Consider the following 10,789-nt stretch of genomic DNA (forward strand, 5'->3'; position numbering starts at 1 on the left):
TGGCCGCACGGGAGCTGATGCGTCATCTGGGGATCAACTCCAAGCGCGCCTGGCGGATGAAGCACAAGATCATGCAGGTCGTGGCCGACGCGCCATCGGTGGCGTGTATCACGCCATCGCGCAAGGCAAATACGCAAGGCGGTATCTGGGAGAAGCGGCCTATCGGTTTAATAGTCGATTCCGCTTGCGCGACATGCTGCCACGACTGGCCACGGCCATGATGCAATCCACACCATGTCCAGAGCCGGTTCTGCGTGCGGCGCGCAATTTTCACGGCTGAGAGTCAGAGCGAATCAGGACGGTTCTTGGTGCCGCGTGGGTGCAAATTACCCGCCACAACCTGCGCTTACATCCGTGCCAACTCCTGAAAAAATGCAGTGCATAATGGATGCGGCGGCAGTGCCTGGAAAAGATCTGCGCACCGATTACCGCTTTGCAATAGTGAACAGTTACGGCTATTACAACGATGGCACTAGCACCGCAGCACCGCGAAAGACCGCTGCAGGCCGCATCCGCAGACGCCTGACCGCTCATTCAGCCGCACGCGCGCAGCGCTGACCCGCCGCGCGCGCGGCAGCTACAATGGCCGGCTATGACCGCTGTCCTGCCGCTGCCGCAACCCCTGGCCAACCCCGCGCCGCGCGACCCGCGCCAGCCGTTGCAGCGTGGGCAGCTGCGCCTAGGCAAACGCCTGCAACGCCAGGTGGGCCAGGCCATTGCCGATTTCGGCATGATCGCCGCCGGCGACAAGATCATGGTGTGTCTGTCCGGCGGCAAGGACAGCTACACCTTGCTGGACATGCTGCTGCAGGTGCAGCGCAAGGCGCCGGTGCCGTTCACCCTGGTGGCGGTCAATCTGGACCAGAAGCAGCCCGGCTTCCCCACGCAGGTGTTGCCCACGTATTTGCGCGACCTCGGCGTGCCGTTCGACATCGTCGAGCAGAACACCTACTCGGTGGTCAGCCGGGTGATTCCGGCCGGCAAGACCATGTGTTCGTTATGCTCGCGGCTGCGGCGTGGCGCGCTGTATGCCTACGCGCAGGCGCACGGCGTGACCAAGATCGCGCTCGGCCATCATCGCGACGACATCGTGGCCACGTTCTTCATGAATCTGTTTCACCATGCCCGGCTCGCGGCGATGGCGCCCAAGCTGCGCAGCGACGATGGCCAGCAGGTGGTAATCCGCCCGCTGGCCTATGCGCGCGAAGCCGACATCGCCGCCTACGCGCAGGCGCGCCAGTTCCCGATCATTCCGTGCAACTTGTGCGGTAGCCAGCAAAACCTGCAGCGCCAGCAGGTCGGCCGGATGTTGCAGCAGTGGGACCGCGAGCAGCCTGGGCGGGTCGAGCAGATCGCACGCGCGCTGGGCGATGTGCGGCCCGAGCAACTGGCCGACCGCACGCTGTTCGATTTCCTGTCACTGGGCCGCAGCGGCGATGCAGCGCCGCCTGATCCCGCTCCCGATTCAAGCGCCTGGCTCGCCGCCAGCGACACCCCACACCACAGCGACTGACGCGCCCCATCCGGGCGCCGGCAGTCTTCCAACCCTCCACATTTCTTACTCCTCTTCGGTCTGACGCATGTTCTTTCGCAATCTCACCTTGTTTCGTTTTCCCACCACGCTGGATTTTTCGCAGATCGACACGCTGCTGCCGCAAGTGCAGCTCAAGCCGGTCGGCCCGCTGGAAATGAGCTCGCGTGGTTTCATCTCCCCATTCGGCCGCGATGAGCAGGAAGTGCTTTCGCATCGGCTGGAAGATTTCTTGTGGCTCACCGTCGGTGGCGAGGACAAGATCCTGCCCGGCGCGGTGGTCAACGACCTGCTCGAGCGCAAGGTCGCCGAGATCGAAGAGAAGGAAGGCCGTCGCCCCGGTGGCAAGGCCCGCAAGCGCGTCAAGGACGACCTGATCCATGAGCTGCTGCCGCGCGCCTTCGTCAAGAGCTCGCGTACCGACGCCATCCTGGATCTGCAGCACGGCTACATCGCGGTCAACACCTCCAGCCGCAAGAGCGGCGAGAACGTGATGAGCCAGATCCGCGGCGCGCTCGGCAGCTTCCCGGCGCTGCCGTTGAATGCCGAAGTCGCACCGCGCGCCATCCTCACCGGCTGGATCGCCGGCGAACCGCTGCCCGAAGGCTTGAGCCTGGGCGAAGAGTGCGAGATGAAGGACCCAATCGAAGGCGGCGCGGTGGTCAAGTGTCAGCACCAGGAACTGCGCGGCGACGAGATCGACAAGCATCTGGAAGCCGGCAAGCAGGTCACCAAGCTGGCGCTGCTGCTGGACGACACGCTGTCGTTCGTGCTCGGCGACGATCTGGTGATCCGCAAGCTCAAGTTCCTGGACGGCGCACTGGACCAGCTTGAACACAGCGACGACGACGGCGCGCGCGCCGAACTTGATGCCCGCTTCGCGCTGATGAGCGCCGAAGTGCGACGCCTGTTCCTGCTGCTGGAAACCGCGTTGAAGCTAAGTAAGGCCGAGTAATAGCAAAAGTAGCTAACAAAACCTCTCGAACGCTGTCGCGATGGCGGCAACGTGTTGGCCGCACGCGCCTTCGTTGACGAGTGGAGCGGTATCGGGAATGGCAGTGACGTTGCTCGGATGAAACTGCGCTGATCAGACCGCATCTGATCGGACAGTCGCGCAATGCGCACTGCTCGCAACCATGCACCGACCCTCTCGACTGGTCCTTGCCTGCCCACCGACGCGGGACCTTATGCGGCATGGATGCCGCATAAGCGCCTACACGGACCTACTTGCGGCGTGTCTCCACGATGGTGGGCGGGCAAGGGCCCTGCAGCCAAACCACATCAGCCGCGCTCCAACTGAGCGATCCGCGCGGCCCACTCCCCCAAGACACACGACAACCGGGACTTCGAGTCGCGGCGTCGTCACACGGCCAGGCTAGGCCAATCTCACTCCCCAGACATCAACCTGCTTCGCGCATCCGTGCGGTCAGGCCTTTGAGGAAGGCGCGCAGCAGCTGGTCCAGGCAGGGGCGGAAATTCTTGTGGCCGGGCTGGCGGAACAGAGCCGACACCTCTGGCTTGGACAGCGGGAAGCCGGCACTGGCGAAGATGGCGTGCATGTCCACGTCCTTCAGCTCGAAGGCCACCCGCAGTTTCTTCAGCACCAGGTTGTTGCCGACCTTGGTTTCCAGCGGGCGTATCGGCTGGCTTTCGTCGCGGCCGCGGAAGCGCAGCACCAGCCCGTCGAGAAAGCGCGCCATCATCGCGTCTGTGCAGGGTTCGAAGCCGGGCTCGTCTTCTTTCTTCAGCCAGGCCTGCAACTGCGCCTTGTCGAGCGCGAACTCAGGGTCGGCCAGGTGGGTGATTTCCACCACCTTGTCGTCGCTGAGGTCGAGCATGTAACGGATGCTGCGCAGTACATCGTTGTGGATCATGACAATTCCGGGGCCCCGGCCTGCCGCCGGAAAGGCGCTATTCTACGGGGCCGATGCGGAATGCGGCGCGTGCCGAACCGATCCGTTGCGAATCCGAAGCCGCTCAGAGTGGCCCACAAGGCGTCGCCAGCAGCTGTCAGGTGCATGCAGTCGGAGCGCAGGGGTGGTAGTTCGCGCGGTGCATGCCGCTCCGAGGACCGACCGCGCCCGTTCGCGGGGTGAGCGCAGTCGTTCTGAGCGCCGCTCAGCTGCCGCGATAAGTGGAATACCCGAACGGCGAGAGCAATAGCGGCACGTGGTAGTGAGCGTCGCCTGCGATGCCGAAGGCGATCGGGATCTGCTCCAGAAACGGCGGGTCGGTCAGCGCCGTGCCGGCCGCGCGCCAATAGCCGGCCACTTCGAATTCCAATCGATAACGGCCCGGTTGCAGCGTGAGTGAGGCCAGTTCCGGGCAGCGCCCATCGGCGTTGGTGACACCGTCCAAGTGCAGCGTATCGCCGGCGAACAGGCGCAACGCGACGCCTGCGGCGGGGCGGCCGCTGGCGGTATCCAGCACATGGGTGGACAGCGTGCTCATGCCACCGCCTGGGTCGGTTGCGGCCATTGGCCGACGAATTCGGGCTGGTCGTAGGCCAGGTAGCTGTCGACGATGGTCTGGCGGTCGTCCAGAAACAGTTGATCGGCCACCGCGCGCGCCAGCCGTGGCAGCGCGACCTTGAGTCCTGACAATGCCGCCGCCGACGGGCCGTGGTTGATCAGCGCCGAATAGTTGAAGGCGAACAGGCCGTGCAGCAACGCAGCATCGTCGGGCGTGCGCGGGAGCAGTTCGAAGCCAGGCCCCAGATAGGGGTGCGCATCCAGCGCCGCATTGGCCTGACCCGGCGGTGGCTGGTAGCGGTCGGCCCAGCAGGCGATGCGCCCGGACAGCGCGGCCAGTTCCGGGCGCAGTTGCGGGTCGGTGACCAGGCCGGTGGCAGCAGCGAGGAAATCAAAACGGTGCTCGCCCTGCGGCGTGCGCACCACCACCTCGCCATCGCGTTCGGCCACCTCCAGCCACGGCGCGCCCAGGTGCAGCGCAAAGCCGGCATGCGCGCAGGCGCGTTGGAAGGTGTCGTTGGTCGGCGGCTGGTTGTGCGCCAAGAAGCTGGCCATCATCCGGTACTTGTCCGCATCGGGCAGGGTCAGAAAGCGCGCAATGATGCCGGCCTGTTCCATGTGGCGGAACGGATTGATGCGCGGCAATTCGCTACGCCGCACGAAGACGTCCGCACTGGCGACGCCTTGATCCAGCGCGAAACAGGCGTTGTCGAATGCGGAGGCGCCGCCGCCCAGAATGCCCACGCGCTTACCGGCCAGTGCGGCGAAGTCGATATGGCCGGAGGTATGCGCGTAGCGCTGCGCAGGCAGCGCGCGACTGATCCAGTCCGGCACCATCCATTGCCCGCCACCCTGGATGCCGGTGGCCAGGATCACTTTGCGCGTCAGCAGCGGCGCGCCCATCGCCAGATGCAGGCGATGGATGCCGGGCGCCATGTCAGGCTCTACCCGCGCCAGCTGCGTGGCATTGCGCACCGGCAGGCGCAGCACTGCACGATACCAGCGCAGATAGTCCATCCAGCTGCCGCGCGGAATCTTGTCCAGCGCATCCCAGCCGGCAGTGCCGTGCTGGGCTTCCCACCAGGCACGGAAGGTCAGCGACGGCACGCCCAGGTCGATCGAGGTGATCTGCTTGGGCGTGCGCAAGGTCTGCATGCGGGCATAGGTCACCCACGGACCTTCCTGCCCGGCTGCGTTTTCATCGATGACCAGCACGTTGTGTAGGCGCTCGCGTTGCAGGGCGAATGCTGCGCCCAGGCCGCTTTGGCCGGCGCCGACGATCACCACGTCATACACGTGACCTGCCGGATGCACGCGCGGCTGCACCCACGCATCGCTGCCGTGGGCCAGCCGTTGCAGATCGTGGTGGAGCTCGCGTTCGAGTTGGGCCAAACTCATGGCAGTGCCTCCAGGCGCAGTTGCACGATCTTGCCGATCTCGGCGAGGGCGGTGGACATTTCTTCGCTACGCGCTGCATCCAGCCGGCGTTCCAGCGCGGCCAGGATGCCGGCCTTGTCGTGCAGCCGCACGCAGAGCACAAACGGAAATCCGAACCGATGGCGATACGCCTGATTGAGCGCGTGGAAGCGCTTGAACTCGGCTTCGCTGAGCCGATCCAGCCCGGCCGAGGCTTGCTCTGCGGCCGACGCTGCCGTGAGCGTGCGGTCGATCGCCGCCTTGCCGGCCAGCTCCGGATGCGCGCGGATCAATGCGACCTGATCTACCGGCGATGCCTCCAGCACCACTTGCATCAGCCCGCGATACACATCGTCGAACGGGCGCCGTTGTACGGCGCGTTCGACCACCCATGGCGAATGCTCGAACAACGCGCGGTAACGCGCCACGAAGGCGGCATCGTCCAGCGCGCGGGCATCGACCACACTCATGCGTGTGTCCCCTGTAGCGAGACATGTGCGGCCACCACTTTCCAGCCGTCGGCAAAGCGCACCCAACTCTGGCTCTGGCGGCCGCGCGCGCTGCCACCGTCGCGAATGAATTCCGCATGCGTGGTGGCGAAGCCGTGGCCGAAGCCATGCACTTGCACATGCACGAGCTGGCGCTGTGGCGAGCCACCGCGGCCGATGCGGAAGGCGCGGATCGCCTCGATGCCGTACAGCACTTCGCCCACGCCGTAGCGCACCGTGCTTGGCGCGGCCTGAAACAGCGCGTCCATCGTGGCGATGTCGTCACGCATCAAGGCATCCTCGTAGGCATGGAAGGCGGCTGTCACTTGGGCGATCACCTCGGGCAGATCGATGTCGGCAGCGTCGATGCTCATGCCGGGTTTACCTGCAGCCAGTGACGCGCGATATCGATGCGTCGCGCGATCCAGGCATCGCCGCTGGCCAGCACGTGATCGACGAACCGTGCCAACGCCGCCGCGCGCGCGGGCTTGCCGACGATGCGCCCGTGCAGGCCGATCGACAGCATGCGCCCACCTTCCCTGCGCAGTTGGTCGACGCTGTCGCGCAGATAGCGAAAGAATGGTTCGCCATCGGCAAACCCGTTGTAGGCGACGAATTTCATGTCGTTGGCGTCCAGCGTGTACGGCACGATCAGCTGCGCGCGGCCGCGCTGACGGTCGTAATACGGCACGTCGTCGGCGTAGCTGTCGGCGTCGTAGACAAAACCGCCATCCTCGGCAATCAGCCGCGCGGTGTTGGGGCTGGTGCGGCCCTGATACCAGCCCAGCGGGCGGCTGCCGGTGACGCGCGTATGCAAGGCGATGGCCTGAGCGATATGCGCGCGCTCGGTGGCCTCATCCACGTGCTGATAATCGATCCAGCGCAGGCCGTGGCTGGCGATTTCCCAATCGGCGGCCTGCATCGCGGCAACTGCGTCGGGGTTGGAGGCCAATGCCTGCGCCACACCGAACACGGTCACCGGCACGTTGCGTGCGGTGAACAACCGATGCAGCCGCCAGAAACCAGCGCGGCTGCCGTACTCGTACAGGCTTTCCATCGCCATGGCGCGCGCGCCCGGTTGCGATTGCGTGCCGATCATTTCCGACAAAAAGGCTTCCGAGCCGGCATCGCCGTTGAGCACGCAGTTCTCTGCGCCTTCTTCGTAGTTGATGACGAACTGCACCGCAATGCGCGCGCCACCGGGCCACTGCGCCGCCGGCGGGGTGGCGCCATAGCCGACCAGGTCGCGCGGTGCGCTCATGCCTGCGGCTCCGCATGCCAGGCCGCCAAGGCAGCTTCGACCGCCAGCCCTGGCGTGCATGCGTAACCTTCGGCGCGCAGCACCGCTTCCAGCGCGGCCAGGGTGATCAGCACCTTGTGCTTCATCGCGTTGTAGCCCATCGCACCGATGCGCCAGATCTTGCCCTGCAACGGCCCGAATGCAGTGCCGATCTCGATTTCGAAATCCTCGCGCATGCGCCGCCGTACCGCATCGCTGTCGATGCCGGGCGGAATCACCACGCCGGTGACGTTAGTCATGCGGTGCGCATCGTCGCCGAACACTTCAAGCCCCAATGCGCGGATGCCGGCACTCACCGCACGCCCGGCGGCGGCATGGCGGGCGAAGCGTGCATCCAGACCTTCCTGCAGCGCCACGCGCGCGCATTCGCGTGCGCCGTAGAGCATCGTGGTGGCTTCGGTGTGGTGATTGAGGCGCTTGTCGGACCAGTAATCCATGATCATCGCCAGATCGAAATAATTCGAGGCGATGCGCGGCCCGCTGCCGTTGACGATGTCGGCGCGCACGATGCCGCGTTCGACATGGCGGCGCGCGAAGATGGCGTCGGCCGCTACCGAAGACACGGTGATCGGTGCCGAGCCGGATGGCCCGCCCAGGCATTTCTGCAGGCCGCCGGTGACCACGTCCACATCCCAGCGATCGCTGGCGATTTCCATGCCGCCGATGGTGGCGGTGGCATCCACGTAACTCAGCGCGCCGGCCGCGCGACACAGCGCGCCGAGGCCATCCAAGGGCTGGGCCATGGTGGTGGAGGTGTCGCCATGCACGGTGGCGACCAGCTTTGGGGCGATGCGCTCGATCGCTTCGGCAAGGGCGCTCAGCGGCACCACCTCGCCCCAGGGTGCGTCCACGGTGTGCACGTCAGCGCCGAGCCGGCTCAGGATTTCGGTGAGCAACAAACCGAAGCGGCCGAAGTTGATCACCAGCACGCGATCGCCCGGATTGACCAGCGACACCAGCGCCGCTTCGATACCGGCGCGCGCGGTGCCATCGACCAGGAAGGTCCAGCGATTCTCGGTGCCGAACAACGGCCGGTACAGCGCCATCACCTCGTTCATGTAGGTGGTCATTTCCGGGTCGAACTGACCCAGCAGATCGGCCGCCATCGCGCGCAGCACGCGCGGATGCGCATTGACCGGGCCCGGGCCCATCAACAGCCGCTGCGGGGGATCGAGTTCGCCGAAGGTGTGCAGATGACGCAGATCAGGTGACAAGCGGATCTCCCAGGTGTTCGATAAAGTGGCGCATGACCGCCAGCGCGAGGTCGGCATCGGCCGGGTCGACGTGTTCGTCCGGATGATGGCTGATGCCGCCGGCGCAGCGCACGAACAGCATCGCGGTGGGGCACAGCGCGGCCATCACCATCGCATCGTGACCGGCGCCGGAAACCAGTTGGCGTGGCGCGATACCTTGTGCGGCGACTGCGTGTTCCAGACGTGCGATCAACGCCGCTGCGCATGGGCTGGCGGCAAGTGCTTGTAGCGGGTCGATGGCGATGGCGATGCTGCGTTCTTTGCTGATCTGTGCGAGCGCGTGTTCGATCTGTAGCACCGCCGCATCGCGGGTGGCATCGCTGCCGGCGCGCACGTCCAGCGTGCAGTCCACGCGACCTGGCACCACGTTGGTGGCGCCGGGGGCAACGTGCAGTTTGCCGACGGTTGCGACCAGATCGTCGCTGCCGGCGCGTGCGAGGTGTTCGATCGCTAGTAGTGCTTCGGCCGCTGCGCTCAGCGCGTCGCGACGCAAGGCCATGGTGGTGGTGCCGGCGTGGCCTGCGCGGCCGTCCAAGCGCACTGCGAAGCGCCGCTGTGCGGCGATGGCGGTGACGATGCCGACCGGCAAGCCTTCGGCTTCCAGCACCGGGCCTTGTTCGATATGGGTTTCCAGATAGGCCAGCACGCTGCCCGGGGCGCGTGCGGCTCGCTGGATGTGTGCGATGTCCAACTCCCACCCGGCTAGCGCGGTGGCCACGTCGATGCCGACTGCATCGGCGACTTTCAATGTGGCAGGGTCGAGCGTGCCGGCCACCGCGCGGCTGCAGAACATCGAGGCGGGAAAGCGCGAGCCTTCTTCGTCACCGAAGGCAATCACTTCGATCGCGAACGGCAAACGTCGTCCCTGTGCATGCAGCGCGGCCACGCATTCGATGCCGAGCAGGATGCCGAGCGGGCCGTCGTAGCGGCCGGCATCGCGCACGCTGTCGAGATGGCTGCCGATTAACAGCGCTGGTGCCTGTGTGCGTGCGCCTTCGTAGCGGCCGATCAGATTGGCCGCTGCGTCCAGTCGCACCTGCATGCCGGCCTGGCGCATCCACTCGCTCACCTGTGCGATGGCCGCACGATGTGCCGGGCTGAGCCAGGCGCGGAACAGCTCGCCGGGTATGTCGCTGTAAGGCGGAAGGCCCAGCGCATCGCAGCGGGCTACTTCGCGTGCGCCGGAGCAGGTCATGGGTGAGGTGCGTTGCGTGCTCAGCATGTGGCGCGGTGGGGGTGATTTGTTCCACAGGCGCTGCGAGGACCGCGATGCGACAGGGACTGATGCATAAAGCCTCCGCAGGCGGTGTGGAAGGGGCGAGGCAACGCTGGGCGATGGCTTGCCCGGTGACGTCGTGGCGACAGGCGCGTGCGCAGCGGGCGGCGACCGTTGAATCGACTATACGAACCGCCCAGGTCACCCCAAAGCGGTTTTTTTAGGGTCATGCGTTGCAAAAAATGCGACGGCTGGTTGTGGCTGTGTTTTATATCTTCTCTCTTCCGGAGAAGGTGGCGCGTAGCGCCGGATAAGGGTACGAGCGAAGCCTGGCGCGGTTGGAACGACACGAAGGCTTCGCCCGTTCCCTTGTAAGGTGTGGTGCCCCGCACCAGAGCGTACCCCTGGGAGTTTTTTGAGATTGTGGATGTGAGTGGGTCGGTGCGGTTTTTTTCCTGATAACCGGAACAGTTGCCAGGGCGCAAAGCCCGATGTTGCAAGGCTGGGTGATGGGAGAGGGATGATGACGGTGGAAACTCAGACGCGCGGGCAGCGCGCCAAGACGGACAGGCTCGATGCACGCGTGTTGGCCCACTTTGCACGCGCGATCCAGCCTGCCCAACGCGCGTTGCCAGATGAGGCTGCCCAGGCCTTCACCGATCAATTGGCGCGGCGGCGCCAGTGGGTGGAGATGCTGAGCATGGAGAAGACCCGTCTCAAGCAAGCAACAAACACGCAGGGACACCACGACATGAAGCTGCATATCCAAGGGCCGGAGGAGCGCTTGCGCGCCTTGGAGGCGGGCCTGCGCCAATCGGTGGAGCAGTTGCCGGCATGGCATGCCAAACACGATCTGTTGAGCGAGGTCAAGGGCGTTGGCGAGGTAACCGTGCTGACGTGATTGCCAGTGTTCCGGAGTTGGGGCAGCTGGACCGCAAACGCATTGCAGCGTTGGTCGGCGTGGCACCACGCGACCCTTCACCGGGCTTGACGCCCAACCCAGTTGCTCACCCCGCCCCCTTATCGCTTGGCGATCTGCCAGATTAGGCGTCGAGAGCCGGCGTGGTCGACCGATCCCCCACAGGTCTGAGCGACCGCGGGAGAGCGAGGTCGC

At 65.5% G+C, this 10,789-nt stretch carries 10 protein-coding genes and 2 pseudogenes; 4 read left to right on the forward strand and 8 right to left on the reverse strand.

The features are described from left to right. Nucleotides 1–76: 76 nt before the first annotated feature. The 3 genes and pseudogenes from XpopCFBP1817_RS16945 to XpopCFBP1817_RS16955 form a co-directional block, all read left to right on the forward strand. Nucleotides 77–280: pseudogene (locus tag XpopCFBP1817_RS16945) on the forward strand (transposase); the annotation flags it as partial. Between the two features lie 312 nt (nucleotides 281–592). Further along, a complete protein-coding gene (gene ttcA / locus XpopCFBP1817_RS16950; RefSeq protein WP_128418006.1) occupies nucleotides 593–1,513 on the forward strand; it encodes a tRNA 2-thiocytidine(32) synthetase TtcA in 921 nt (306 codons plus the stop codon). A gap of 67 nt (nucleotides 1,514–1,580) precedes the next feature. Then, on the forward strand, nucleotides 1,581–2,486 hold the full coding sequence (locus XpopCFBP1817_RS16955) for a recombination-associated protein RdgC (RefSeq protein WP_128418007.1): 906 nt from the start codon (nucleotides 1,581–1,583) through the stop codon (nucleotides 2,484–2,486). Nucleotides 2,487–2,931: 445 nt separating this feature from the next. Here XpopCFBP1817_RS16955 and XpopCFBP1817_RS16960 read toward each other — a convergent pair whose 3' ends face one another. The 8 genes from XpopCFBP1817_RS16960 to XpopCFBP1817_RS16995 form a co-directional block, all read right to left on the reverse strand. Further along, the gene (locus tag XpopCFBP1817_RS16960; protein ID WP_128418008.1) at nucleotides 2,932–3,405 is read right to left on the reverse strand and encodes a YehS family protein; all 474 of its coding nucleotides are present in this window, start codon (nucleotides 3,403–3,405) and stop codon (nucleotides 2,932–2,934) included. A gap of 244 nt (nucleotides 3,406–3,649) precedes the next feature. Further along, nucleotides 3,650–4,009, reverse strand: a complete 360-nt coding sequence (gene uraH / locus XpopCFBP1817_RS16965) for a hydroxyisourate hydrolase (RefSeq protein WP_128418009.1) — start codon at nucleotides 4,007–4,009, stop codon at nucleotides 3,650–3,652. Beyond that, nucleotides 3,979–5,400 (reverse strand): FAD-dependent urate hydroxylase HpyO, encoded by a 1,422-nt coding sequence (gene hpyO, locus XpopCFBP1817_RS16970; RefSeq protein ID WP_128418010.1) that lies wholly within the window; start codon nucleotides 5,398–5,400, stop codon nucleotides 3,979–3,981. Before hpyO ends, uraH begins: the two co-directional genes overlap by 31 nt. Further along, the gene (uraD, locus tag XpopCFBP1817_RS16975; RefSeq protein WP_128418011.1) at nucleotides 5,397–5,888 is read right to left on the reverse strand and encodes a 2-oxo-4-hydroxy-4-carboxy-5-ureidoimidazoline decarboxylase; all 492 of its coding nucleotides are present in this window, start codon (nucleotides 5,886–5,888) and stop codon (nucleotides 5,397–5,399) included. The genes hpyO and uraD overlap by 4 nt, the downstream gene beginning before the upstream one ends. Beyond that, complete coding sequence (gene hpxZ / locus XpopCFBP1817_RS16980) at nucleotides 5,885–6,280, reverse strand: oxalurate catabolism protein HpxZ (RefSeq protein WP_128418012.1); 396 nt, start codon at nucleotides 6,278–6,280, stop codon at nucleotides 5,885–5,887. The genes uraD and hpxZ overlap by 4 nt, the downstream gene beginning before the upstream one ends. Further along, complete coding sequence (gene puuE, locus XpopCFBP1817_RS16985; protein ID WP_128418013.1) at nucleotides 6,277–7,167, reverse strand: allantoinase PuuE; 891 nt, start codon at nucleotides 7,165–7,167, stop codon at nucleotides 6,277–6,279. The genes hpxZ and puuE overlap by 4 nt, the downstream gene beginning before the upstream one ends. Next, nucleotides 7,164–8,420, reverse strand: coding sequence for a pyridoxal-phosphate-dependent aminotransferase family protein (locus XpopCFBP1817_RS16990; protein WP_128418014.1), 1,257 nt, complete (start codon nucleotides 8,418–8,420; stop codon nucleotides 7,164–7,166). Before XpopCFBP1817_RS16990 ends, puuE begins: the two co-directional genes overlap by 4 nt. Then, nucleotides 8,410–9,681: an allantoate amidohydrolase gene (locus XpopCFBP1817_RS16995; protein WP_128418015.1), complete on the reverse strand. Its 1,272-nt coding sequence runs from the start codon at nucleotides 9,679–9,681 to the stop codon at nucleotides 8,410–8,412. Before XpopCFBP1817_RS16995 ends, XpopCFBP1817_RS16990 begins: the two co-directional genes overlap by 11 nt. Before the next feature lie 541 nt (nucleotides 9,682–10,222). Here XpopCFBP1817_RS16995 and XpopCFBP1817_RS17000 point away from each other — a divergent pair. Next, nucleotides 10,223–10,644, forward strand: a pseudogene (locus tag XpopCFBP1817_RS17000) (IS110 family transposase); the annotation flags it as partial. Between the last annotated feature and the right edge of the window lie 145 nt (nucleotides 10,645–10,789).

The organism is Xanthomonas populi, from assembly GCF_002940065.1.
In the GTDB taxonomy this organism is placed as follows: domain Bacteria; phylum Pseudomonadota; class Gammaproteobacteria; order Xanthomonadales; family Xanthomonadaceae; genus Xanthomonas; species Xanthomonas populi.